This is a genomic window from Phocaeicola intestinalis, from assembly GCF_014837065.1.
GTDB lineage: Bacteria > Bacteroidota > Bacteroidia > Bacteroidales > Bacteroidaceae > Phocaeicola > Phocaeicola intestinalis.
In genome coordinates, this window is record NZ_JACSPP010000043.1 from 1 (window position 1) to 24,494 (window position 24,494).

Sequence of the window (24,494 nt, forward strand, 5' to 3'; positions counted from 1 at the left end):
TTCCTCATCACAGAAGCGGAAATGCCTCAAAAACTCATCCCAAATCATCGCACGATAAATTCAAAACAGCTTCTAATAAAGTACAAACCAATAACTCATCTGTTTATAAACAAATTATTTAAATATGAATTTCAAAAGACAAGCGATTTTATTTCCTGCGGCTTTATTGCTGGGTAGCTGTGCTTCTTATCAGGATTCTGTATACTTGCGCCACGATAAGATACTGGAGATGATAGAGCAGAAACAGCCTCTTTTCGAATACCGCATCAGGCCGAAAGACGAACTTACCATTACTGTAAGCACCACTACACCCGAGGCTTCTGCTCCTTTTTATCGTAAAATCGGGCAGACCCGTGAGCAGGCAACCATGAATCAAGGAATGAATAATGCGAAATTGTTAGACTATTTGGTTGATAATAAAGGGTGTATCGATTTCCCGGTATTGGGCATGATTCCTGTATCGGGATTAAGCACCCGCGAATGTGAAGCGGTTATCCGGCAGAAACTTCAGGCCTATCTCAATGAGGTGCCTAATGTAACGGTCCGTGTATCCAATTTCAAGGTCAGTGTACTGGGCGAGGTAGGGCATCCGGGAACATTTACCGTCAGCGACGAGCGGATTACTATCTTTCAGGCATTGGCACAGGCAGGTGATATGACGCTTTTTTCCGACCGCGACGATGTGCAGCTGATACGCGAAGATTCGTTGGGCAGGCGGAATGTGGTTCATTTGGATTTGACCGAATCAGATATAGCCCTTTCTCCTTATTATTATTTGCAGCAGAATGATGTGGTGTATGTAAAGCCCACCAAGGCAAGGGTCCGTTCCAATACTTTGAACAGCAACTCCTCGGTATGGATCAGTATGTTGAGTCTGGCTGCTACCATCGCTTCACTGATTATCATTGCTGTACAATAGCAGGCTGGAGTGTAATACAAATTATACGAATCTGGGGTTAAACGTAGTTCCCCAAAACTTAAAAAATCAAGAACTCAAAGACTATGAAAGAAGAACTTTACGATGAATTTTATCAGGAAGACGAAAAGCGGGTAGACTATAAAGCAATTCTTTTCGAATACCTTCTTTATTGGCCTGTAATAGTGAGTGTCCTGGTCTTGTTCCTGGGTGGGGCGTATGTTTATCTCCGTTATCGCACGCCGGTATACAGTGTCAGTTCTACCGTCCTTATCAAACAAGGTGACAAGACCAAGCCCAATTCTTCATCAGCTTTGGCATCGATGCAGGATTTGGGTATGCTTTCCATGGCTAATAATTTCGATAATGAGCTGGAAATCCTTCAGGCATATACCTTGATAAAGAAAGTGGTTACCACCCTGAATCTCTACATTGACTATACGGCTGACGGGGGTTTTGGATACAATCCGGTATTGTATAAATCTTCTCCAGTACAGGTATGGATGGCTCCCGAAGAAGCCGAAAAATTGCCCTCAGCCTTACAGATACAGATGGAATGTCAGCCGGGAGGCAAAATAGATGCTACCCTCGACTATCAGGTAAAAAAAGAAAAGTATACACTGAAAAAGTCGTTTGCCAAGCTTCCTGCCGTGTTTATTACGCCGGTAGGTACCCTTAATTTCTCCTTGGCAACCGATACGGCACTGGCAGGTCTTGATGAAACGTTGAAATTATCGGCCGTAGTGGCTCCGCCTTCGGTGGTGGCAGACAGTTATAAGGCACGTCTCAGTGCCGAACCTACCGGAGAGTTTACTTCGATTGTGCGGCTTACTTACCGTGATGCCAGCGTACACCGTGGTATCGATTTCCTGAATATGCTGGTTGCTCTTTATAATAGCGAAGCCAATGAAGACAAGAACCAGGTAGCTACCCGTACGGCACAATTCATCGACGAGCGTATCCGTATCATCAATGCCGAACTGGGTACTACCGAGAACGAACTTGCTGAATACAAACAGCGTGCAGGGCTTACCGACCTGAGCACCGATGCGCAGCTTGCGCTGAAAGAAAGTTCGGAATACGACAAGCAACGTGCCGAAAACACCAATCAGTTGCGTCTTATCGGTTTTTTGCGTAGCTATATTGACAATCCCAAGAACCGTTACGAGGTAATTCCTGCCAACGTAGGGCTTACCGATGCTGCTTTGGCAAATGTTATTGCCCAGTATAACGAACTGCTGGTAGAGCGTAAACGCCTGCTCCGCAGTTCGAACGAAAACAACCCGATGCTGATAAACCTTGACACTTCGATTGCCGCCACACGCAATACCGTGCTCACTACGGTAGAAAATGTAGAGAAAGGATTGCAGATTACCCGCAATAACCTTGATTTGCAGGCAAGCAAATACCAGAGCCGTATCAGCCAGGCACCTCAACAAGAGCGTGAACTGATAAGCATTACCCGTCAGCAGGAAATCAAGGCGAACCTTTATCTGATGCTGCTTCAGAAGCGGGAGGAAAACGCCATTACACTGGCTGCTACTGCCAATAACGGACGTATTGTCGAAGAGCCCCGTTTAGGCGGTTTGGTCGCTCCCAATGCGCGTAACATCTATATGGTGGCTTTCGTGCTGGGTTTGTTCTTTCCTCTTGCAGGCATCTACCTGTCACGCTTGTTGCGCTTCAAGATAGAAGGACGTGCCGATGTAGAGCGCATTACCGGTTCCTCTATTGTAGGCGATGTTCCGTTGGTGGCGTTGGCAAAAGAACATCCCATAGTCATTCGTCCCAACGAAAACGGCCTGATGGAAGAGGTATTCCGGAATGTACGCACTAATATCCAGTACATGCTGCAGGAAAGCCAGAAAGTCATTCTTTTTACTTCTACCATCCAGGGCGAAGGCAAGAGTTTCAATGCGGCAAACCTTGCCGTCAGTTTTGCCTTTATGGACAAGCGTACGGTGATTGTGGGTATGGATATCCGGAAGCCTCGTCTGGGACGTATCTTTGGTTTTTCCGGCAAGTTGCCGGGCATCACCCAGTATCTTGCTTCTCCCTCTTCGGTAGATTTGCTTTCGTTGTGCCAGCCTACTTCGGTTTCTCCCAATCTCTTTGTATTGCCGGGTGGGGCGGTTCCGCCCAATCCTACCGAATTGGTGGCACGCAAGTCGCTGGAACAAGCCATCGATATCTTGAAACAACATTTCGATTACATCATTCTCGATACGGCACCGGTGGGACTGGTTACCGATACGCGCCTGATAGCCCGTGTGGCAGATATCAGCGTTTACGTATGTCGTGCCGACTATACACATAAAAGCGATTTCGAGCTGGTAAACGAACTGGAACAGGAACATAAGCTGCCCAACCTTTGTGTCTTGATAAACGGCATCAACATGGACAAGCGCAAGAACGGCTATTATTACGGTTATGGCAAATACGGCCGTTACGGCAAGTATGGCTATGGCAAGAAATACGGCTACGGATATGGGTACGGCTATGGGAAAGGATGATGTTTGAGTTCTTGAGTTTATAAGTTCTTAAGTTCTTGAGTTTTTAAGTTCTTTAGGCTTTTAAACTCACAAACTTACAAACTTATAAACTCAAAAACTCACAAACTTACAAACTCAAAAACTAAAAAACTAAATACATGAGAAAAGTAGCATTAATCACCGGCATTACCGGACAAGACGGTTCTTACCTTGCCGAGTTTTTGATAGAAAAAGGATACGAAGTGCACGGCATTCTGCGTCGTTCTTCTTCATTCAATACCGGACGTATCGAGCATCTGTATCTCGACGAATGGGTGCGCGACATGAAACGCAACCGGCTGGTCAATCTTCATTGGGGCGACATGACCGATTCCAGTTCACTGATTCGTATCATCAGCGACATCCATCCTACAGAGATATATAACCTGGCAGCACAAAGCCACGTAAAGGTATCGTTCGATGTGCCCGAATATACAGCCGAAGCCGATGCCGTCGGCACGTTACGTCTGTTGGAAGCCGTACGTATCTGCGGACTTGACAAGACGTGCCGCATCTATCAGGCTTCTACTTCCGAGCTTTTCGGCAAGGTACAGGAAGTTCCACAAAAAGAAACCACACCTTTTTATCCCCGTTCGCCCTACGGAGTGGCAAAGCAATACGGTTTCTGGATTACAAAGAACTACCGCGAGAGTTACGGCATGTTTGCCGTAAACGGTATCTTGTTCAACCACGAAAGCGAACGCCGTGGCGAGAATTTCGTGACCCGGAAGATTACGCTTGCCGCCGCACGCATTAAGCAAGGCTTTCAAGACAAGCTTTATTTGGGTAATCTGGATGCCCGTCGCGATTGGGGTTATGCCAAAGATTATGTAGAATGTATGTGGCTCATCCTGCAGAACAGCACGCCCGAAGACTTTGTGATAGCTACCGGTGAGATGCATACCGTGCGCGAGTTCTGCACGTTGGCATTCCAATACTTAGGCATGGAGTTGGATTGGCAAGGAAGCGGTACAAACGAGAAAGGCATTGATAAGTCGACCGGTCGTGTGCTGGTAGAAGTAGATCCCAAGTATTTTCGCCCGTGTGAAGTGGAACAGCTTTTAGGCGACCCTGCCAAAGCCAAGGAGATGTTGGGCTGGAATCCTACCAAGACTCCGTTCCCCGAACTGGTGCGTATCATGGTCGAACATGACATGCGTTTCGTAAAGAAACTGCATTTGAAAGCGGAGATGGATAAGTCCTAATTGACAATGGACAATTGACAATGGACAAGGGCACAAAGTTTTGCCGTTTGAAGAATATTCACTACCTTTGTATCAAGAGTGAAGAACTTACGAACTTAAAAACTTACATTCACATGCTGTACCCTATAGGCATACAAAGCTTCGCTGACATCCGCACGAGAGGATTCGTTTACGTTGACAAGACGGCATTGGTTTACCAGATGGCGTTGAGAGGGAAATTCTATTTCCTTAGCCGTCCGCGCCGGTTCGGAAAGTCCCTGCTGGTCTCTACCATGGAGGCATACTTCTTGGGCAAGAAGGAACTTTTCAAAGGATTGGCCATTGAGAAGCTGGAAACCGATTGGGTGCAATATCCTGTGCTTCATATTGATTTTAATACCGGCAAGTACGACAAGGAGGTCGACTTGGATGACTTCCTGAATGATTTGCTTGCCCAGTGGGAGCAAGTTTATGGTTCAAGGCCGACGGAAGTGAATGCCGAATTGCGATTCAAGGGCGTTATCCGGCGTGCTTACGAGCAGACCGGCAAGCAAGTAGTGGTATTAGTAGACGAATACGACAAACCGTTGCTTAACTCCATCGACAACAAACCGTTGCACGATGCGTACCGGAATACGCTGAAAGCCTTCTTCTCCGTGCTCAAATCGTTGGATGCCTGCATCCGTTTCTGTTTCATTACGGGCGTGAGCAAGTTCAGCCACGTCAGCATCTTCAGCGATTTGAACAATCCGGATGACATCACCATGGATCCACGCTATGTGGACATCTGTGGCATATCCGAACAGGAACTGCACGATTATTTCGACGAATCCATCCGCGAGCTTGCCGATGCCAACGGTATGACCTTTGAGGAGGCTTGCGAGAAATTACGTCAACAATACGACGGTTACCATTTCTGGCAAGACAGCGTAGGTATCTATAATCCGTTCAGCCTGCTCAATACGTTTGCGAAAAAAGTCTTTAGCGACTACTGGTTTGCTACAGGCACCCCCACGTTTTTGGTCAAACTGCTGCAACAGGACGACTACGAGTTGAGCGAATTAAAGGAGACTTATGTCAGCGCATCAACACTTTCAAGTGTCGACGAGGATTATGATGACCCTATTCCAGTGCTGTTTCAAAGCGGTTACCTCACCATAAAGGGGCGTGACCCATACATGGGCATACGGCTTGGTTTCCCTAATGGGGAAGTGGAACGGGGCTTCTTCGATTTCCTGCTACCTTATTACACGTCCCACCGAAAGTCGAGTGTTGACGGTTATCTTTACAAAATGACAGTTGCCATCAGCCAAGGCCGTCCCGGTGAACTGTTGCAAGTCATCCAGACCATGCTGGCAGGCAGGAGCTACATGGTGGCAGGGGCGGACAAGGAAAAGGATTTCCAGAACACGCTCTACCTGATTTTTATCATGTTGGGCTATAATGTGCAGGTGGAACAAGCTACCAGCCAAGGCCGCATAGACGTGACTATTCAGACGAAAGACTACATTTATATCATCGAGCTGAAATTGGATAAAAGTGCTGAAGAAGCTCTCCAGCAAATCAAAGACAACCACTATGCTCTCCCTTTCCAGACGGACGCAAGGAAACTCTACCTGATAGGCGTAAACTTCTCATCAGAAACACGGACGGTGGAGAAGTGGGTGATTGAAGAAGTCGGGGAAAAATAGTGGGTGCGGTAACATGAAAAATGCAGTAGTACTTACTTTGCCGATGAAGTATATCTTCGTATGCCGATGAAGATATATTAAACTGCCGATGAAGTATATATTAAATCGCTGATGAAGTATATCTTCGTTTTATACCCAGTGCGGTATGTCTTTTCGTTGATGCCATCATAGAACACAGATTACACCAGAATGCACTGGGAAATACAGAAGAATAGGTCAATAAACAATATGCTAATGTGAAAATAAATTAGTACATTGTCCTATTATCCATTGGCACATTAAAATAGAATCTGTGTTCGTTCGTGTTCGTCTGCGTCATCTGTGTGGAGTCGACAAAGTGTTCAGAAGGAATATACGGATTTGTTAGAAAAGCTTTCTGAAATTTTGGAATCAAGAGTTCGTTCTTATTGGGGAAATGAATAGTAATATCTTAATATCTAATTAGATTATAGTGAAAATGAAATGTTCAGAGAATATAAATAGTTATACTACTCGGACAGTTTATGAAAAATCTGTACAAGATCGTTCTGTCTTACGTTATTATTTAGGTTTGCTAGTAAGGTGGAAACAGAATCTTAAATATGTACGTGCAAGGAAAATTGCACGACAACAAGGTGCTATTATAGGAGACGGAGTTATTATGCCTTTATCATTAGCAAGAAAAGCTAATAGAAATTTGATAATAGGAAATCACGTTTCGATTCAAACGGATAAAATTGATTTGCGTTCTCCAATTCAAATAGGGAATAATGTCATTATAGGCTATAATACAGAAATAATAACGACTTCACATAATATAGACTCTAAAGAATGGGAGCATAAACATTATGGTATTGTCATAGAAGATTACGTATGGTTACCAACTAATGTTTTAGTATTACCAAGTTGTAGGAAAATTGGTTACGGTGCGGTTGTTGGAAGCGGAAGTGTAGTTGTAAAAGATATAGAACCCATGTCAGTCGTAAGCGGTAATCCTGCAAAAGAATTTAAGAAAAGGAATTGCGTGCATAGCAATTTGATTGTAGAATCACTTTTAGGCGGGGACTATAAGATTTATAAAGCGACAAGAAAGAAGCGAAATAGGGATAGTGTATAATTATCTTAGAAACTGTTTTGAATTGATTCAAGAATAATGTTATAAGCATCTTCAGATCTCAAATCAGTCGGTCAATTGGAAAAATGTTATATCTTTAAAGGTACCAAACAATAAAGGTAAGCAGTGTAAGCAGTCAAAAAAAGGCTATTGATTGAAATGGGTAACTTCGCTGCCAACCAAATTTATAGAATTATGTATAGCAGTGAAGATCTTGAAAGGTTTTACTTTCAGTACCAGACCGAGGCATTGCCTTATGGAGAATCTCTCCAATCGTTTTGTGTCAAGAACAAATTCCTTATAACATTTTCCAGAACTGGTTTAAGGATACCCGCAAAAAAGTAGTTGAAGTTCAGGTTGATGGTGCTCCAGTGATAACCCATGAGGAAAAGACTAAGACTGATGACCAGCCTAAACCTGTATCAAAAGGCTGCAATGACAGCCCTGTCCGCATATGATATGACCGCTATAAGAATTATATTTGGGTATTGGTCAACAAGGCTCAGAAAACGGCTATTTTCTTCTATGAGAATGGCTCCCGGGGCCGTGAGGTGCTTACAGACTTCCTGGGCGACGCGGAATTGAAGAGTATCATGTCTGACGGATACAAGGCTTATGTATTTATCGGGGATGAGTTGAAATCCGCCCGGTTTAAAGATACCATACATCAAGTTTGCATGTCCCATGCCAAAAACAAGTTTGTCAAGGCTTCAACCAGGGTGGTGAACCGGTAGCTGAACGCTTTTCCAATATCTTAAAGGAATTCTTTATGAGGGAGCGTAAATATGATGATGCCGGATTTACTCCGGAAGAGAGGTTACGGGAAAGGCAAAGCCTGGAAACGAAAGGACTCCTGATAGAATTGCGCAGCCTGTTGGAGAGTGAACTGTCGAAGGATTCAGAATTCAGAAGCCAGTATTATACGGAAGCCCTTAATTACCTGAACCGGTTCTGGAAAGAGATCTTCGCTTACTTGGATGACGGTGAACTCCCGATAGATAACAATCTTGCCGAGCGGACCATCCGGAAGCTGACTACCCAACGCAACAATTCACTTCATTACGGTAGTGATGCCGGCGCTGAGATGGCTGCGACTTACCATAGTGTAATAGGCACGGTAAAGCTTCATGGCAGTTCTGTCTGGAACTTCATCGGAACTTTTTTCAAAAATATCTTTAACGGATGCAGGGATTATGTTAACATGGTTCCTGACAAAATCACTTTGGCTACCTGCCAATGTTAAATTCAAAGCTAATTAATTAACAAAACTCGGTTTAGGGCACTCAAAAGTGCCCTTTCAAAGGGGGATGCCCTAAATTGAGTGCTTACTGCTATAAGAAGCGATGGACAATATTTCTAACAACAAGCGGATAGCCAAGAACACGCTGCTGCTATACTTCCGGATGCTCTTCATGATGGCGGTCAGCCTTTACACTTCACGTGTGGTACTGAACGCATTAGGGGTGGAAGATTTCGGTATCTATAATGTGGTGGGTGGCGTAGTGGCCATGTTCTCCATGCTGTCCGGTTCGCTTTCTTCAGCTATTACAAGGTTTATTACTTACGAATTGGGTACGGGCAATCGGGAGAATCTGAAAAAGATATTTTCTTCATCCGTAACCATCCAGATAGGCTTGGCTGTGCTGATAGTCTTGCTTGCCGAAGCGATAGGCGTATGGTTCTTGAATATGAAGATGAACATCCCGGACACAAGAATGACGGCTGCCAACTGGGTGTTTCAGTTTTCTATATTGACATTTGCCATCAACTTGATTAGCGTACCTTATAATGCAAGCATCATAGCCCATGAACGAATGTCAGCCTTTGCTTACATCAGTATTTTGGAGGCAATAGGGAAACTGGCGATTGCTTTCCTGATTGTAATTTCCTCCATGGATAAGCTGGTATTCTATGCTATCTTGATGTGTGCGGTGGCCTTGATTGTTCGTTTCGCCTATGGGGCTTATTGTAAGAAACACTTTGAAGAATGTACCTGCCATTTCATTTTCGACAAAGGTTTATTAAAACGGATGTTTGTTTTTGCCGGATGGAATTTTATCGGGGCAACTTCTGCAGTATTGCGAGACCAAGGAGGCAATGTAGTGATAAATCTCTTTTGCGGTCCGGCAGTCAATGCAGCGAGAGGGATTGCGTTCCAAGTAAATACGGCAATCAGTGGTTTTGTTACTAACTTCATGACGGCATTGAACCCACAGATTACCAAGTCGTACGCTTCTGGAGACCGTGACTATATGATGACCTTGATTTACCAAGGGGCAAGGCTTTCATTCTATATGCTGCTGTTGCTTTCGCTTCCTGTATTGGTAAATACGCATTACATATTGAGTCTTTGGCTGAAAATCGTTCCCGACCATGCCGTATTGTTCGTGCAGTTGGTCTTGGTGTTTGCCATGAGCGAATCCATATCCAACCCGTTGATAACCGCCATGCTTGCCACAGGTAGGATACGGAATTACCAGCTTGTTGTCGGCGGATTGCAAATGATGAACCTGCCGGTCTCTTACGTGCTCTTGCGTATAGGCATGTTTCCTGAGGTGGTAATTGTAGTGGCAATAGCCATTTCGCAGTGCTGTCTTGCCGCACGCCTGTTGATGCTGCGTGGCATGATTGGTTTGTCCGTCAGAAAATACCTGAAGAAAGTCTATCTGAACGTATTGGCTGTAACGGTCATTGCTTCTGTCCTTCCCTTTTTGATGACGAATGTCTTGACGGAGTCTTTCCTGAACTTTATACTATCAAGCTTTGTCGCCCTCATTTGTACGGGAATTACCATCTACTATGTAGGTTGCAACAAGGTTGAACGGCAATTCGTATTAAACAAATTATACACATTAAAAAATAAGCTGAACAAAAGATGATTCAGATTACAGACAAATCGCAGTGTTGCGGCTGTACGGCTTGTGCCAGCATCTGTGCTCACGATGCCATTACGATGCAGCCTGACGCATTGGGTTTCCTTTATCCGGTAGTGGATAAAGACAAATGCGTGGATTGTGGGCTGTGTGAGAAAGTTTGCGCATTCAATGACCATTATGACACAAGTCTCAACCGGCCCAAGCCTGATGCATACGCCGCACGGCATAAAGACATGAAGGAAGTGGAAACTAGCCGGAGCGGTGCAGCTTTCATTGCTATATCCGATTATGTATTGGAGAATGGCGGAGTAGTTTACGGAGCCGGTTATACAGACCATTTTCGTGTAGTACATAAGCGTGCGGTAACGAAAGAAGAGCGTGACGAGTTCAAGGGCAGCAAGTATGTGCAAAGCGACATGAACACTGTGTTCAGACAGGTCAAGAAAGACTTGAAAGACGGTTTGACCGTACTCTTTTCCGGTACTCCTTGCCAAACGGCAGGCTTACATTCCTATGTAGGGAGGAAGCTGCGTGAACATCTTATCTTGGTTGATATCGTGTGCCATGGCGTGCCAAGTCCGTATATGTGGAAGGATTACATCGCCTACCTTGAAAAGAAACAGGGTGATGAAATCTGTTGGGTGAACTTCCGTGACAAGCAGAAATACGGTTGGAAAGCGCATCGTGAAACGTTTAAATTTGTTAAGGGGGGCAAGATGAGCTTTACATATACATTTTACAAGCATATCATGTTCCGCCATTCATGCGGTGTATGCCCTTATACCAATACGAAACGTCCCAGCGACATTACTATTGCCGACTTTTGGGGATGGGAAAAGACCGACCCAAATATCAATAAGGATGACAAAGGCGTGTCTTTAGTTTTAGTAAATACAGAAAAGGGGCATGAACTGTTTGAGACGGTAAAAGGCCGCATGACGGTTATTCCGGCAAGGCTGGAAGACTGCCTGCAACCCAACTTACAGCATCCTTCTGTCATTCATCCTAAACGCATGGAGTTCGAAAGGGATTACCAACGGAAAGGATTCCTGTATGTAATGAAACGGTATGGCGATATGGGGTGGCGGTATAAAGTAGATATTTTATTAAACAAGATTAAGAAAAATGTAAAGAAACTTATAATAAAAAAATGAAAATCGGTATTTTGACTTTCCATTGTGCTTATAATTATGGTGCTGTACTTCAGGCTTTTGCCTTGCAAGAGTATTTACAGTATATTGGAAATGATGTACATATAATTGATTATAGACCAAAATATCTGTGGAATGCAAATAAATCTTTTGATTGGTCCGTAAGAGCTTTAAAAAGTTTTATAAAGAAAATATTGATTTATCAATCTAACCAGCGAAAAGAACGGAGATTTCATGAATTTTGGGATAACCACTTAAATTTGGAGAATATAGATTTAAATATTCAATCCAATTCTTATGATACATTTGTTTTTGGAAGTGATCAAATATGGAATGCTACTATTACAGGCGGAAAATTTGACAGAATTTATTTTGGAGATTTTGAGGCTGCTAGAAATAGAAAGTTAATAGTTTATGCAGTCAGTATTGGAGGGTATAGTTTAAGTCCTGTTGATAAATCTCTTATTCGAGATAGGTTGAATAATTTTGAAGCTATATCGGTTAGGGAAAAGAAATTGCAAATAACTTTGCAAGAAATATTGCATAAAACAGTTGATTGTGTTTTGGACCCCAGTCTTTTAGTGGATACATTTGCTTTTGATTCGTTGATATCTGAGCCTTTGATAGATAAGACATATATATGTATTTATGAAGTAACTCCGGATAGTAGAACAGTTCAAATTGCTAAAAAGCTATCAGAAGGGATGAATGGAGCTAAAATTATTCGGATAGGTAATTATTTGAAAAATGGAGGTGGATGTGAAAATATAATTGATGCAGGACCAATTGATTTCTTAAACTATATCAAATATTCAGCTTGCGTTGTAACTACCTCTTTTCATGGAACAGCGTTTTCAATAATATTCAAAAAACCATTCTTTACACTGAAAGTAAGTAACAGTTCAGATTCACGTATCACGGATTTGTTAGGCGATTTAAATCTGATGAACCAATATATATTAGATGTCAATGTCAATTCAATAACTATTCCACAAATAGACTATAAAAATGTGGAGGTGCTGCTTGATAAACGTAGAAATGAATCCAGATTGTTTCTGGATAAAATTTTTAGTAAAGAGAAATGTTAACTACTATTTTTTTAGAATGGTTTATTTGTGATTATTATGTCAATAGTTTCAATAATAATTCCAGTTTATAATACGGAACATTTTTTAAAAAGGTGCATAGACAGCATTTTGGCACAAACTTATTCTGATTGGGAGCTTGTATTGGTTGATGATGGAAGTAAAGATAGTTCAGGGAAGATATGTGATGAATATGAAAAGAGTGACAGTCGAATAAAGGCAGTGCATAAGCCCAACGAAGGAGTCTCTTCCGCACGAAATCTCGGTTTGAGTATGGCACAAGGCGAATATGTTTGTTTTATAGATGCTGACGATTGGATTGAATCTACTTACTTGGAAGATTTCAAACTGGATAAAATTAAGGCAGATTTTTATGTGTCAGGAGCGTCTTATGGCATTTATGATAAAGTCTATTCTCGATTGGTTTATCCGGAAATATATTGTGAAACCGTTGATGAAATGAAGACGCAGTTCATCGGACAACATTTGTATGAAAATGGTTATCCGTGGGGGAAAATATATAAGGCGTCAATAATACATGAAAATAAATTGTGTTTTAATGAAGCTTTGTCAATAAATGAAGATCATATTTTTGTCTTTCAGTATTATTGTTTAATTAACAACTTATTTATTGTTTCAAGTGGCAAGTACCATTATACAATCTTTGACAATGCAGGTGGAAAATTGTCAAATCGCTTAAATTCTTTTTTTGAAGTGAAATTAGCGTCTGTACTTTTTGATGAAGCTCTAAATGTGCTTAATAAGAAATGGACATTTTTTTCTGCTGATTTTATAAAGTTAAAGCAGAAGTTCGTTTTTCAGAGAAGATTGCAAGGAATCGCTTCTTTAGTGAAACAAAAGAATCTGGGCTTGCTACGGGAGGAAATGACTTTTTGGAGAAATAATTCTTATAAACCACAGAAAAAGAGAGAAATTATAGAACTTCATCTTTTAAGGAATCATTACCCTCTATTCGTAACTTATATCATATTGCGCTTGTTTTTTAAAATTAAAGACAGTATTCCTCGTAGTAGAACCAAATTGATTTTTGCTGATTTATCAAAACGATCGACTTTAATAAAATGAATGTCAATTTGTAATCTGCTGAATAAAGAAATATATGGATATTTAGAATTGTAGTTTATAATTCCTGTTTGAATAATTATGGTAATCAACATTGCATCATTTGGCGGTAGGACACACATGTTGGATACTGCCAGAGAACTTGAAAAATTCGGTCATACCGTAAGGTTCTATTCTTATGTGCCGACAAAAAGGGCTATGAGATTCGGGTTGAAGAAAGAATGTTCTTATTCTATATATTGGTTTGCCTTTCCTTTTCTTATCCTTTTTAAGTTATTTGGTTCAGGAAAGTGGCGGGAAGATTTATACAACTACTGTTGTGATTTGTTTTTGTCATATTATATGAAGCCGTGTGATGTATTTATAGGGCAAAGTCCCATGCATATGAGGGCTATCAAACGGGCTAAAAAGAAATATCATGCGTTGACTATTTTGGAAAGAGGGGTAAGTCATGTATTGTTTCAGCAGAAAGTGCTTGAAAGTATCAAATCTACAAAAAACAGTATGAGCAAATTGCATGTTAAAAGAGATTTGAAAGGATATAATTATCCAGATTTTATCTCCGTTGGATCAGAGCACGTAAAGCAGACATTCTTAATGTATGGTTTTCCTGAGAATAAAATATTTGTAAATAATTACGGCGTTAACCTTCAGTTTTTCAAGCCAACGGCCTTGTCTGGCAGTCCGATTTATGACGTACTGATAGTCGGACAGTGGTGTTACAGAAAAGGTTGTGATCTAATTATTGAAGCTGTCAAAGATTTGAATATAAAACTTTTACATGTAGGAACCATTATAGATATTGACTTCCCTGATTTGCCTAATTTTACGCATGTAGATTCTCAGCCCGAATATAGGCTTATTGATTACTATAAGCAATCTCGGGTTTTTCTTATGCCGTCCAGAGATGAAGGCATGTCTTTGGTACAACCGCAAGCTTTGGCTTGTGGACTTCCGCTAGTTTGCAGCAAAAATTCAGGAGGCAGAGACTTGCGAACTTCTTTGATTGATTCTAAATATATTTTGGAAATGGAAGATTACAATGTCACATGTTTAAAGGACAACATTCGGAGGTCATTAAGCTTGTCATTCGAACAAGGGACTGAAGTAAGAAATATCATGAATAGTAAGGATACATTATCTTACAAAGCATATGGTATCAGATACAATGCTTTTTTAAATAAAGTGATCAATAACCGTTTAAAGGTTAAATAGCATATCATTGATGATTAATTTTTTTAATCTTAAAAGTTTGACTTTGGGAAAATCATATGCTTTATATCGGAAAGCAATATGGATATACATATTCCTGCTTATATTTGAAGGAGCTTTAAGGAAATGGTTATTGCCGTCTTTAGCAACTCCTCTTCTATTGGTTAGAGATCCTATTGCCATTTGGCTTACCATTATTGGTATGCAGAGAGGATGGCTAGAAAATGGATATGTAAAGGCAATGATTATTGTAGCAACCGTCTCTTTTATCCTTACTTTGATATTAGGTCATCATAATCTTCTCGTAGCATTGTTTGGTTGGAGGATATATGTATTCCATTTTCCCATGATATTTGTGATGGGAAAAGTATTGACACGAAATGACTTGCTAAAGATAGGACAATTTTTCCTTTGGATATCTATTCCCATGACGGCACTCATATTCATACAGTTTCATTCACCAGAATCTGTTTGGGTAAATATGGGAGTAGGCGGCGAAGGAACTGCTGGATTTTCTGGAGCATTGGGCTACAATCGTCCTCCAGGTACGTTTTCTTTTACAGCTGGTTACGTATTGTTTCAAGCAATAGTGGGTTGCTATTTGCTATATTATTTGTTGATGAACGGCACTTTACCTAAAAAATATCAATTTTCAAAGGTTATTTTAATTTTATTGACGGCGTGTTATCTTCTTTCTATACCTACTTCAATATCTAGAACACATTTTTTTCAAACATGCGTTTTTCTAATATTCCTCTTTATCGCTGCAATAAGAGAAAATAAACTCAAGAATAAATTTTTGAAATTTATTGTTATAACTGTTGTTGCAGGAATTATACTTGTATCTTTAGGTATTGGTGAAACAAGTGTTGATGCTTTTACTGAAAGATTTAATAATGCTTCTGTAACAGAAGGAGGCTTAGAAGGAACTTTAGGAGACAGATATGTGGGTGGATTTTTAGATGGGTTAATTAATTTCCAGATTCCTATATTGGGGTACGGTATCGGTTTAGGAACAAATGTTGGAGCCAAGCTTATGGGAGGAAATATGTATTCATTTGGCTTCAATGGTGAGGTGGAATGGAGCCGCGTAATTGGAGAATGCGGAATGTTGTTAGGATTAATCATAATAGGCGTTAGGGTTCTTTTCTCTTTGAACCTCTTAAAAATCTCATACAGATGTCTGACTCAAAGATATGATTTATTACCTTGGATGTTGAGTGCCGGTATGATACTGACTGTACCTCAAGGGCAATGGGCTATTCCAACCAATTTAGGATTTTGTATCTTATTTGGAGGGTTGACTTTGGCAGCTATTAATACATCAAAGAAAAGGAGGTATAATGGAGATAAATTTTTTTTACAGAAATAGAAAAGTTGGATTTTCTATAGCGGCTGTATTTGATACCGTGGTATCAGAGGTGTCAAAAACTTATATTGTGAAACGGATTTTCTTACCTTCACCCAATGCTAATGTTAAATCCATATTGCGTAATGGATTATTTGCTAAGAAGAAAGAAGAACATGGCATTATTAATCATATTACGGGGGATGTTCATTACTTGTTATGGTTTCTGAATAAGAGGAAAACTATTGTAACTGTGCATGATATAATGTATTACCATTATCTGAAAGGACTGAAGAGAATGATATGGAAGTACCTTTATATAATCCCATTAAAAAGGGCCGCTTATGTTACCTTTATTTCTCATTTTGCTTATAAACAAGTTTGTGAGGTAATCGAATTACATTCTGATAGAATACATATCATACCCAATCCGGTAGATGATTCCTTTATTTTTTCTCCAAAAGTATTTAATACTAAAAGACCTATTATATTACATATTGGAACACTTGAAAGGAAAAATCTTAATCGAACCATTGCGGCTTTGGATGGAATCGAATGTCATTTAAGGATAATCGGTGAAATAAATAATGATATACTGATTCAATTGAAAAAGTACAATGTAGAGTATTCAAATGTCATCAATCTTTCGCATCAAGAGATTGTGGAAGAGTATAGAAAGGCAGACATCATTAATTTTCCTTCTTTATTTGAAGGTTTTGGAATGCCTATTATTGAAGGGCAAGCTACGGGGCGTGTTGTTGTAACATCAAATTTGTCTCCGATGAAAGAAGTTGCAGGAGAAGGTGCTGTCTTGGTAGATCCGTATTCTGTTGATGATATTCGGAACGCATATCATAAAATTATTCAAGACGCTTCCTTTCGGGAGGTACTTATAAAAAAAGGAAGGGAAAATGTATCTCGTTTCTCGGTAGATATTATTGCAGAACAATATATGAATATTTATAAATCTATACAACAATGAGAATCTTCTTGAATTTGTTTGTTGTTGTTTTGCCTTGGCGAATAAAACGTTTTTTATTGGTGAAATTGTATCATTATCAGATTCATCCGACAGCAAGAATTGGGTTGTCTTATATTTATCCTAAGCATCTTGTTATGGAAGAAGGTGCATACATTGGTCATTTAAATGTGGCTATTCATTTGGAAAAAATGATTTTGCATAAAAATGTAACAATTGCACGGAGTAATTGGATGACAGGTTTTCCTATTGCTGCAAATTCAAAACATTTTGCGCATGACAAGGAACGGAAAAGCGAATTAATCATTGGAAAAGAATCAGCCATTACCAAGAATCACCACATTGATTGCACGAACAGTATTCATATAGGTGACTATGTAACGATTGCTGGATATAATTCTCAATTATTGACGCATTCAATAGATGTTTATAAATCCAGACAAGACAGCCATCCTATTACAATAGGAGACTATTGCTTTGTTTCGACAGGAGTTGTCATATTAGGTGGTGCTACGTTGCCATCTTATTCACTATTGGCGGCAGGCGCTGTATTAACAAAATCGTTTGAAAAAGAATGGGTTATTTATGCAGGAGTGCCTGCTAAACCGATTAAAAATATACCCACTGATGCAAGATATTTTCATCGTGAACAAGGATTTGTTTATTAAATAAATTATGCGAATTATTCACTACATCCCCAGCATAGACCGTACATCGGGTGGTACGACTTCTTATCTTCAGCTTCTTGCCAAGGAGTTGGGTAAATTGGTAGAACTGTATGTCGTAACTCATGCATCGGAAAATCCGGTTGAGATTGAAAATTGTCAAGTCTATTATATCGCTACGTTGAGGCACGTAGGAGAAATGAAACGGCAATGGATGTATTGGCTTAATGAATTGGAACCGGATGTAGTACATGTCAATACATGTTGGATGCCTCAGTGTGCTTTGGTACAGAGGTGGGCGCAACGGGTAGGATATAAGATAGTGCTTACTCCGCATGGTATGCTGGAACCGTGGATAATGAAACGGCATTATTGGACAAGGAAAGTACCGGCTCTTCTGTTTTACCAGAAAGCTGCCATAAAAAAAGCTGATTGTTTGCATGCTACGGCGGAGAGCGAAAAAGAGAATCTGCTCAAATTGGGTTATAATTCACGCATCACGGTTATTCCCAATGGGATAGATGTTGAATCAATCGTCCTAAAACAGAGCTGGAAAAGGAACAGGCAGATTTTGTTTTTGTCGCGTATCCATGTAAAAAAAGGTATTGAGTTTCTTTTGGAAGCTGTTGCCGCGCTGAAAGAGAAGCTGCAAGGCTATACCATTTATATTGCAGGGGAAGGTGATGCGGCGTATATTGACCAGCTGAAAACGAAGGCACAATCATCAGGTATAGGACAACTGGTCAAGTTTTGCGGTGGGGTATATGGAGACGAGAAGTGGAGGCTGTTCCGTCAAGCCGATGTGTTTGTGCTTCCTACCTATTCGGAAAACTTCGGTATTGTAGTGGCTGAGGCTTTGGCATGTGGGACACCGGTCGTAACAACCAAAGGGACTCCATGGGAAGAGTTGCAGACGTACCGTTGCGGTTGGTGGACGGAGATAGGCACGCAACCTCTTGTTAACGCTTTGAATGAGTTTCTGTCTTTAAACGAGTCCGAACTGGAGGCGATGGGAAAGAACGGGCGCAGGCTGGTAGAAAAAAAATATTCGGCAAAGAAAATGGCTGAGGATATGGTTCGGCTGTATGGGAAAATTTTGATGAAGGAATAAAAAACGGAACGTAAGTCTTGGTTAACCAATAATTAACGCTATCTTTGCAAAAAGACCAATACTTAACGACCATGTCCAGATTCATCAACCCTTTTACCGATGTGGGTTTCAAGCGCATCTTCGAGGTACTGAAGCACATGGAAACATTACAAAGATTGCCATTCAAAGCTCGTAAAGCTGTATTCAAGAAATTGGAGGAAATAACCGACATCGCTTCTCTTTCTAAAGAGGAACGCATGAAGTATGATGAAAGCATCAAAGTGTATCGCGATAATCTTGTAACGAGAGCTGCCGCCATAGAGGAAGGCAAGAAAGAAGCGAATATTGCAACTGCCCGAAATATGAAAGCCGATGGATTACCTGTTGACTTTATAGTGAAATATACCGGACTTACTGCGGAAGAAATAGAAGCGATCGGATTAGAATGATAGGGGATGTATATCGCATAAAAATGGATGAACGTAATGGCATTAGGCCGAAAGCAGGAGATTCTTTTTATGGATTGTAAAATTGCTAATAGCACAGAAGTATTTTCAGAAACGCAGATTAACACGGATTTTCGCGGATTATTTTTATTGACTATTGAACTATTTACGATTTACTATTTTGCCTTAAATCGTACTTTGTCAATCGAAAAATTGTAAATAAAATAATCTGCACTAATCTGCGAAAATCTGTGTTTTCTAATCGTGTCATTTAATTTTGTACACTTATTTATATTCAATTGCAGAGGCAATTGTATTGGCTATCGCAGGCTTTTGATTTACTGAATATCTGATAGCATGCACACAAACATGCACTCAGTAAATGTGAATGTTCAAATTAATTTACTCATAACATGGATTTGACGAAACACACGCCCGGATATGTGTCTGTGAGCGTGAAGATGAAGCGTGCCGTATGGAATGTAACGGCAGCTTTGCTTTTCCGCCCTTTCCCTACCAAAATATTTCGTCCGTGGCGTATCTTTTTGCTGAAATTGTTTGGTGCTAAAGTGGAATGGGATGCGGAAGTATATGCTTCTGTCCGGATTTGGAAACCATGGAACCTGCAGATTTTCAAAACTGACGTATGATATAAATTCTGACTTATTATTTATGGAAATGCAAAAGGTACAACTAGCCACATTTACCACAGGATCGTTTGATAAGGGAGCAGGCTTTGTCAAGCAAGTGCTTTGGTATATGATTAATGCTCTTATCGTCCGTGCTTCTTGGAATCCCAATATGAAAATCAAAATTTGTTTGTTGAGATTGTTTGGGGCGCAGATAGGTAAGGGGTTGGTCTTGAAGAATAATGTAACTATCAAGTTCCCATGGAAACTGGTAGTAGGCGATAATGTCTGGATAGGGGAAAATGTGTGGATTGATAATTTGGATAAAGTGGTGATAGGCAGCGATGTCTGCATTTCGCAAGGCGCATTGTTGCTGACGGGGAATCATGACTATACTTTACCCACTTTTGATTACCGGAATGCACCTATTTATATAGAAGATGGTGCTTGGATTGGAGCAAAGTCTGTAGTATGTCCAGGCGTAATGGTATGCACTCATGCTATTTTAACCGTAGGGTCGGTGGCGACCAAAGATATGGAGTCGTATGGTATATATCAAGGAAATCCTGCTGTGAAGATAAGGGAACGGATTGTAAAGCAGTAGCAAATGCTTAATAGAAAAAATATCATTACTCTGGATTTGTAATCATGAATATTCTTTAAGATTTTAACTGGTTAAATTCTTGAAGAAATGCACGTCATTTTAGTCTATTCTTAACTTGTAGGTTACAACTTTGTTTATTATGGCATATTAATTTGAATTCTGCAATAATTGGGTAAAATGCAGACATTCAAATTACTTATTAGACATTGTGGTTCTCACATTTTTTTTCAACTGTTATTTCATGGTGAAAATTTCTATTATCACTTCTTGTTTTAATCGGGAAGCGACTATCGGGCAGACAATCGAAAGCGTATTGTCTCAGGATTATGCGGATATTGAGTACATCATTGTAGACGGTGCCAGCAGGGACAGGTCGCTGGAGATAATCAATTCGTATCAGGATTGTAGGATTGCCAAAGTGATTTCGGAGCCGGATACGGGTATGTATGAAGGCATCAATAAAGGTATCAAGGCTGCTACAGGCGATGTGATAGGGTTGTTACACTCGGACGATTTTCTGTTTGACAACCACGTTATTTCGAAAATAGCCGGAAGGTTTGAAGATACGGGGGCTGACTTGGTGTATGGCGACGGACTTTTTGTAGATGCAGCGGATACAGATCGTGTGATACGAAACTGGATAAGTGGGCGTTATCATGGCTGGAAAGTCAGGATGGGGTGGCTGCCGCTGCATCCTACGGTATATGTACGCAGGTATGTGATGGAACGGCTGGGGCTGTATGATGAGAGTTATAAGATTGCTTCTGACTCGGAACTGCTGGTGAGATACCTGTATAAGACGAAGTTGCACGTGGAGTATCTGAACCGGTATATCCTGAAGATGCGTATGGGGGGACTTTCGACCGATGCGGCACGTAGGATACAGATGTGGAAAGAAGACGTGAGGCTGTATAAAGAGCATGGTTTTTGGGGAGTACCTGAAAAGTTGATGAAGATGGGTTGGAAGATACCTCAGTTTGTTGAAGCGAAACTGAAACGGAGTTTTACCAATGACTGACCTGAGAGAGGCTTTTTGTTTTTTCTTACGCAGGGGATTGGGGGACATGCTGCAAACGAGAGAGCCGGAGCTTGTCCTGACGCGTGAGGAATGGAAACTATTGTTCCGTATGGCTTCTGTGCAGGCAGTATCGGGGGTTTTTATAGACGGGGTGGCATCTGTGTCTTTACGTCCCGACCGTGACTTGTGGGAGCAATGGATTGCCCACTTGTTTTACCTGGAACAGATAAACGAGCGTATTGCCGGCAGGGGAGAAGAATGGGTAGGAAGGCTTGCTGAGGCAGGCATTCGGGCACAGGTGTTCAAAGGTTCTTCGGTGGCAGCATGGTATCCGTATCCGTTGCACCGGAGCTTTGGAGATATCGACCTGGTAGTAGAAGAGGGTTGGCAAAAACTGGAAGAATGGCTGCACGGGCAAGGCGTTCCGTTTCGGAATGAATGGGGCGACCTGGTGGTGCATGAAGGGGGATTGACTACTGTGGAGTTTCATCCGCATTGGGAATATCTTTATAATCCGGTGATGAATGTCCGTCTTCAGGACTGGCTGAAAGAAGGGAGCAGTAACGAGCTTTATCTGGTTTGTCTGATTGTACACTTGCGGCGGCATTTCCTGACGTATGGGATTGGTTTGAAGCAGGTGTGTGATGTGACGATGATGTTGCGTCGTGCGCATTTGAATCAGTCTAAGCTGGCATATATGTTGGAGCGGTTACGTTTGAAGAGGTTCTGCAGGGTTTTGTTCGGATTTATAGATACTTATTTGGGAGGGGCGGAGAGTTATCCTTTTGTTCCTCTGTTCAGCGATAAAGATTTTGCCTTGATGCGTGAGGTGATATTCCATGAAGGATATTTACTGAAACAGGCTCAAGAGGAAAAAGGAGCGAAAGAGCGTTTTCCACTTGTCCGGATAGGCAGGCATGCCTGGTTCTGGATGAGACGGAGCCTGCGGCTGGGCGGCATGATGCCCGATGAGGCGTGTTGGTTCTTGCTGCATCAGGTGATGCGAAGGGTAGGCTTTTAGTTGGCGAGTTGACAAGGTTTCTGAGCCTTGCTCCCTTGTTGTCTTGTTAACTTGATCCCTAAGAATAAGAATTATCAACCATTTAATATTTAAGTAAAATGAAAAAACTTGTAATGGGATTCGGGATGTTACTGTTGGTTATCAGCAGTAGCATCCATGCACAGACTGTGGTAAGCGATACGCTGGTCAGTGAAGAGGTGGTACAGCCTCAACCTACTGATGATGAATATCGCATAGTGACTAACCGGTTTTGGGATAACTGGTTCATCTTGGGAGACTTTGGAGGTCATGCCTATGCGGGCGACTATGGAAGTGTAGGTGACTTTAACGGATTGCTTTCTCCGGATTTCAATGTCGGTATCGGTAAATGGTTTACACCTGGAATCGGTGCGAAAATCCAGTTCGGACTGTCCAATTCGAAAGGGTATAGCAAAGAGGAAACATATTTTACCTATGGCGATCCGATGACAGCATCGGATGGTTCGCTTTACTGGAAATCGAAAAACAAGTGGTGGGACTTGAACATCAATGCGATGTTTAACTTGTCCCGTCTTATCAAAGGATACGAGGGTAAGGAGTCGGACCGGCTGATGAACCAGTTTATCGCTTCGGTAGGTATCGGTGCCTTGCATCACCGTGACATTGATGCGCAACGCAATGAATGGAGCGGTCATTTCGAATTGCAGTACAGCCGTTTCTTCAACAAGAAGAAAAACATTTCGCTGGATGTAAAGGCGCATGCTATTCTGTTTCAGACCAACTTCGACGGCATAACCCTGAAGACAAATGGAGAAAATAGCAAGTGGTGGGATTCGAATATCGGTCTGAGTGTCGGCGTGACTTATTATTTCAAGAAACGACATTGGGACAGATGTGTACCGTGCCAAAGTCCGGTATATATCAACAATACATATATGCCGGCACCGGTGGTACAGGAATGCCCCGAATACAAGACACTGGAATTTTATGTATTCTTCCCGAACAACTATTCGGGACGCGACGATGCGCCTATCGTAGCAGATGCTCCGGTAAATGCTATCGATTATCTGGCATCGGGTATCTTTACACAGAAAGGATTCAAGAATGCAGAAGCTGTAGACCGGCTGTTGGCATCAGGTGGTTCGCTGGTTTCTTTGGCTACGGTGGATATAGCTACCGAAAAGGCAAACCGGTGTAAACCGGCAGAAGGGGTAGCCCGTGGATACGAAATGTCTTCCGAGCCGATTTCATTACCGATGGATGCTGGCAGTATGCGTGCATTCGAAGAGAAGATGGATTACTATTATGCACCGATTTACGAAGGTGGAAAGACTTGGTATTATCGTGTAGATAAGGAAACTACCACACAGAGTCTGTTGTCGGATGACAATTACCGTGAAAGTACTTCTTACGGCCTGAATGCTCACCGTGGTCTGGATATGGTGAAGAAAAACATGAAGACCAGTGCAGATGCTTCTTTGTATAGCTTTGCTGATGTCTATGCGGCTATTGAAGGTAATGGTGGATACGTGGCACAGGCTGCAGATGAGGCTACAGTGAAGGAACTGAATGATATCTTGCAGAAAGGCCGTATCCTGTATGTGCAGGCAGAAGGGCTGGCTACCAGTCAGGATAATTATGTCGGCGAAAATGCCGAGAATATCGGACTGGAACGTAATAAGACGTTGGCATATAATCGTGCATATACGGTTATCAAATGGTTGAGAGGTAACGCAATGTTTAAGAATGTATCGAACAATGATTTCTCTATCAATGCGTTGACCGACCCGATTGTTACGGTAAATGATAAGAGTACGCAAGGGCTGAACGCAAAACTGAACCGCTGCGTAAAAGTACGGATTCATTGCGTGATTGATAAATAAGTAACAAGGT

At 41.4% G+C, this 24,494-nt stretch carries 19 protein-coding genes and 3 pseudogenes; all 22 read left to right on the forward strand.

Features of this window, described 5'->3' with window-relative positions; translation table 11 throughout:
- Positions 1-124: 124 nt before the first annotated feature.
- On the forward strand, positions 125-919 hold the full coding sequence (locus tag H9625_RS12305; protein WP_191764567.1) for a polysaccharide biosynthesis/export family protein: 795 nt from the start codon (positions 125-127) through the stop codon (positions 917-919).
- A gap of 83 nt (positions 920-1,002) precedes the next feature.
- Positions 1,003-3,429 carry a GumC family protein gene (locus H9625_RS12310; protein WP_191764569.1) on the forward strand — a complete coding sequence of 809 codons (2,427 nt, stop codon included), beginning with the start codon at positions 1,003-1,005 and terminating at the stop codon, positions 3,427-3,429.
- A 137-nt stretch (positions 3,430-3,566) separates the two neighbouring features.
- Positions 3,567-4,652 (forward strand): GDP-mannose 4,6-dehydratase, encoded by a 1,086-nt coding sequence (gmd, locus tag H9625_RS12315; RefSeq protein WP_191764571.1) that lies wholly within the window; start codon positions 3,567-3,569, stop codon positions 4,650-4,652.
- A gap of 113 nt (positions 4,653-4,765) precedes the next feature.
- Positions 4,766-6,322: an ATP-binding protein gene (locus H9625_RS12320; RefSeq protein WP_191764573.1), complete on the forward strand. Its 1,557-nt coding sequence runs from the start codon at positions 4,766-4,768 to the stop codon at positions 6,320-6,322.
- A 457-nt stretch (positions 6,323-6,779) separates the two neighbouring features.
- Positions 6,780-7,418 carry an acyltransferase gene (locus H9625_RS12325; RefSeq protein ID WP_191764606.1) on the forward strand — a complete coding sequence of 213 codons (639 nt, stop codon included), beginning with the start codon at positions 6,780-6,782 and terminating at the stop codon, positions 7,416-7,418.
- A 192-nt stretch (positions 7,419-7,610) separates the two neighbouring features.
- Positions 7,611-7,870: pseudogene (locus tag H9625_RS17755) on the forward strand (hypothetical protein); the annotation flags it as partial.
- Positions 7,871-7,873: 3 nt separating this feature from the next.
- Positions 7,874-8,658, forward strand: a pseudogene (locus H9625_RS18055) (IS66 family transposase); the annotation flags it as partial.
- A 100-nt stretch (positions 8,659-8,758) separates the two neighbouring features.
- Positions 8,759-10,294 carry an MATE family efflux transporter gene (locus tag H9625_RS12335; RefSeq protein WP_191764575.1) on the forward strand — a complete coding sequence of 512 codons (1,536 nt, stop codon included), beginning with the start codon at positions 8,759-8,761 and terminating at the stop codon, positions 10,292-10,294.
- Complete coding sequence (locus H9625_RS12340; protein WP_191764577.1) at positions 10,291-11,445, forward strand: Coenzyme F420 hydrogenase/dehydrogenase, beta subunit C-terminal domain; 1,155 nt, start codon at positions 10,291-10,293, stop codon at positions 11,443-11,445. Before H9625_RS12335 ends, H9625_RS12340 begins: the two co-directional genes overlap by 4 nt.
- A complete protein-coding gene (locus tag H9625_RS12345; RefSeq protein WP_191764580.1) occupies positions 11,442-12,530 on the forward strand; it encodes a polysaccharide pyruvyl transferase family protein in 1,089 nt (362 codons plus the stop codon). The genes H9625_RS12340 and H9625_RS12345 overlap by 4 nt, the downstream gene beginning before the upstream one ends.
- A gap of 36 nt (positions 12,531-12,566) precedes the next feature.
- Complete coding sequence (locus H9625_RS12350; RefSeq protein WP_191764582.1) at positions 12,567-13,613, forward strand: glycosyltransferase family 2 protein; 1,047 nt, start codon at positions 12,567-12,569, stop codon at positions 13,611-13,613.
- A 78-nt stretch (positions 13,614-13,691) separates the two neighbouring features.
- Positions 13,692-14,825 (forward strand): glycosyltransferase family 4 protein, encoded by a 1,134-nt coding sequence (locus H9625_RS12355; RefSeq protein ID WP_191764584.1) that lies wholly within the window; start codon positions 13,692-13,694, stop codon positions 14,823-14,825.
- A 10-nt stretch (positions 14,826-14,835) separates the two neighbouring features.
- Positions 14,836-16,194, forward strand: a complete 1,359-nt coding sequence (locus H9625_RS12360; RefSeq protein WP_191764586.1) for a hypothetical protein — start codon at positions 14,836-14,838, stop codon at positions 16,192-16,194.
- The gene (locus H9625_RS12365) at positions 16,166-17,152 is read left to right on the forward strand and encodes a glycosyltransferase family 4 protein (protein ID WP_191764588.1); all 987 of its coding nucleotides are present in this window, start codon (positions 16,166-16,168) and stop codon (positions 17,150-17,152) included. Before H9625_RS12360 ends, H9625_RS12365 begins: the two co-directional genes overlap by 29 nt.
- Positions 17,149-17,817, forward strand: coding sequence for an acyltransferase (locus H9625_RS12370; RefSeq protein WP_191764590.1), 669 nt, complete (start codon positions 17,149-17,151; stop codon positions 17,815-17,817). The genes H9625_RS12365 and H9625_RS12370 overlap by 4 nt, the downstream gene beginning before the upstream one ends.
- A 7-nt stretch (positions 17,818-17,824) precedes the next feature.
- A complete protein-coding gene (locus H9625_RS12375) occupies positions 17,825-18,925 on the forward strand; it encodes a glycosyltransferase (RefSeq protein ID WP_191764591.1) in 1,101 nt (366 codons plus the stop codon).
- Positions 18,926-19,032: 107 nt separating this feature from the next.
- Positions 19,033-19,353: pseudogene (locus tag H9625_RS12380) on the forward strand (Rpn family recombination-promoting nuclease/putative transposase); the annotation flags it as partial.
- A 410-nt stretch (positions 19,354-19,763) separates the two neighbouring features.
- Positions 19,764-20,000 carry an LbetaH domain-containing protein gene (locus H9625_RS12385; RefSeq protein WP_191764595.1) on the forward strand — a complete coding sequence of 79 codons (237 nt, stop codon included), beginning with the start codon at positions 19,764-19,766 and terminating at the stop codon, positions 19,998-20,000.
- 28 nt (positions 20,001-20,028) lie between these two features.
- Positions 20,029-20,583, forward strand: a complete 555-nt coding sequence (locus tag H9625_RS12390; protein ID WP_191764608.1) for a WcaF family extracellular polysaccharide biosynthesis acetyltransferase — start codon at positions 20,029-20,031, stop codon at positions 20,581-20,583.
- 244 nt (positions 20,584-20,827) lie between these two features.
- On the forward strand, positions 20,828-21,601 hold the full coding sequence (locus H9625_RS12395) for a glycosyltransferase family 2 protein (protein WP_191764610.1): 774 nt from the start codon (positions 20,828-20,830) through the stop codon (positions 21,599-21,601).
- Positions 21,594-22,622, forward strand: a complete 1,029-nt coding sequence (locus tag H9625_RS12400; RefSeq protein ID WP_191764597.1) for a nucleotidyltransferase family protein — start codon at positions 21,594-21,596, stop codon at positions 22,620-22,622. The genes H9625_RS12395 and H9625_RS12400 overlap by 8 nt, the downstream gene beginning before the upstream one ends.
- Positions 22,623-22,720: 98 nt before the next feature.
- On the forward strand, positions 22,721-24,484 hold the full coding sequence (locus tag H9625_RS12405; protein WP_191764599.1) for a hypothetical protein: 1,764 nt from the start codon (positions 22,721-22,723) through the stop codon (positions 24,482-24,484).
- The last annotated feature ends 10 nt before the right edge of the window (positions 24,485-24,494 follow it).

Coding starts and splice junctions, on each gene's coding strand:
- H9625_RS12305 (WP_191764567.1), top strand. CDS start 125: ATGAATTTCAAAAGACAAGCGATTTTATTTCCTGCGGCTTTATTGCTG.
- H9625_RS12310 (WP_191764569.1), top strand. CDS start 1,003: ATGAAAGAAGAACTTTACGATGAATTTTATCAGGAAGACGAAAAGCGG.
- gmd (WP_191764571.1), top strand. CDS start 3,567: ATGAGAAAAGTAGCATTAATCACCGGCATTACCGGACAAGACGGTTCT.
- H9625_RS12320 (WP_191764573.1), top strand. CDS start 4,766: ATGCTGTACCCTATAGGCATACAAAGCTTCGCTGACATCCGCACGAGA.
- H9625_RS12325 (WP_191764606.1), top strand. CDS start 6,780: ATGAAATGTTCAGAGAATATAAATAGTTATACTACTCGGACAGTTTAT.
- H9625_RS12335 (WP_191764575.1), top strand. CDS start 8,759: ATGGACAATATTTCTAACAACAAGCGGATAGCCAAGAACACGCTGCTG.
- H9625_RS12340 (WP_191764577.1), top strand. CDS start 10,291: ATGATTCAGATTACAGACAAATCGCAGTGTTGCGGCTGTACGGCTTGT.
- H9625_RS12345 (WP_191764580.1), top strand. CDS start 11,442: ATGAAAATCGGTATTTTGACTTTCCATTGTGCTTATAATTATGGTGCT.
- H9625_RS12350 (WP_191764582.1), top strand. CDS start 12,567: ATGTCAATAGTTTCAATAATAATTCCAGTTTATAATACGGAACATTTT.
- H9625_RS12355 (WP_191764584.1), top strand. CDS start 13,692: ATGGTAATCAACATTGCATCATTTGGCGGTAGGACACACATGTTGGAT.
- H9625_RS12360 (WP_191764586.1), top strand. CDS start 14,836: ATGATTAATTTTTTTAATCTTAAAAGTTTGACTTTGGGAAAATCATAT.
- H9625_RS12365 (WP_191764588.1), top strand. CDS start 16,166: ATGGAGATAAATTTTTTTTACAGAAATAGAAAAGTTGGATTTTCTATA.
- H9625_RS12370 (WP_191764590.1), top strand. CDS start 17,149: ATGAGAATCTTCTTGAATTTGTTTGTTGTTGTTTTGCCTTGGCGAATA.
- H9625_RS12375 (WP_191764591.1), top strand. CDS start 17,825: ATGCGAATTATTCACTACATCCCCAGCATAGACCGTACATCGGGTGGT.
- H9625_RS12385 (WP_191764595.1), top strand. CDS start 19,764: ATGGATTTGACGAAACACACGCCCGGATATGTGTCTGTGAGCGTGAAG.
- H9625_RS12390 (WP_191764608.1), top strand. CDS start 20,029: ATGCAAAAGGTACAACTAGCCACATTTACCACAGGATCGTTTGATAAG.
- H9625_RS12400 (WP_191764597.1), top strand. CDS start 21,594: ATGACTGACCTGAGAGAGGCTTTTTGTTTTTTCTTACGCAGGGGATTG.
- H9625_RS12405 (WP_191764599.1), top strand. CDS start 22,721: ATGAAAAAACTTGTAATGGGATTCGGGATGTTACTGTTGGTTATCAGC.